Source organism: Streptomyces nanshensis, assembly GCF_001751255.1.
Taxonomy (GTDB): Bacteria; Actinomycetota; Actinomycetes; order Streptomycetales; family Streptomycetaceae; genus Streptomyces; species Streptomyces nanshensis_A.
Genome location: NZ_LJGW01000508.1, coordinates 1 through 905 on the forward strand (window position 1 = coordinate 1; position 905 = coordinate 905).

1 protein-coding gene is annotated in these 905 nt (G+C 76.1%); it reads right to left on the minus strand.

Features of this window, described 5'->3' with window-relative positions:
* The coding region (locus AN218_RS29270) for an amidase (protein ID WP_107421601.1) at positions 1-905 on the minus strand (905 nt) is incomplete at both ends.

The following is a 905-nucleotide window of genomic DNA, read 5'->3' on the forward strand; positions in this document are numbered from 1 at the left end:
GTACGGGGATCGAGCAGCGCGGCGTCCGGGACGCGGCCCGTCCACTCCCGGATGCCGGCCGTGGCGCGCGGCACGAACGCCAACCCCGCGAGCCCGTACCGCGGTTCGGCCTCCTCGACCTCGTGCCCGAGCGACGCCAGCCGCTCCGCCAGATCCGTGACGGCGCCGCGTACCGCCGGATCGAGTGACGGCCGCGTCGCGACCCACGGCGGACGCAGCGACAGCGCGATCCGCAGCCGCCCCGGGTCCTGACCGGCGGCGGGCAGCACCTCGACCGGCGCCGGACGGTGCAGATCGCCCTCGGCGGAGCCAGCGGCCACGTCGAGCAGCAGCGCAGCGTCCCGTACGGTGCGCGCCAGCGGACCGAAGACCGTGATCCCCTTGAACGCCTCCGGTTCGGGCATCGTCGAGATCCTGCCGCGCTGCGGCTTGATGCCGACGAGATGGCTCCAGGCCGCGGGGATGCGGATCGAGCCCGCGCCGTCCGAGCCGAGCGCCGCGGGCACGAGCCCCTCGGCGACCGCCGCCGCGGACCCGCCGGAGGAACCGCCCGGTGTGTGCTCCAGGTTCCAGGGATTGCGGGTCTCACCGAAGGCGGGCCCCTCGGTGAACGGCCACTGCCCCAGCTCCGGTGAGTTGGTCTTGCCCACGATCACGGCACCGGCCGCGCGCAGCCGCCGTACGGCCTCGCTGTCCGCCGCCTTGGGCGGGAAGTCCCCGGGGCAGCCGAACGCCGTCGGCTCCCCCGCCACGTCCACGTCGTCCTTCACCGCGACCGGCACGCCCAGCAGCGGCAGCCGCTCGCCGCGCGCCAACTGCCGGTCGGCGGCGTCCGCTTCGGCGAGCGCGGCCTCACCGCGTACCCGGCGGAAGGCGTTGAGCGCCGGCTGCGCCGCGGCGATACG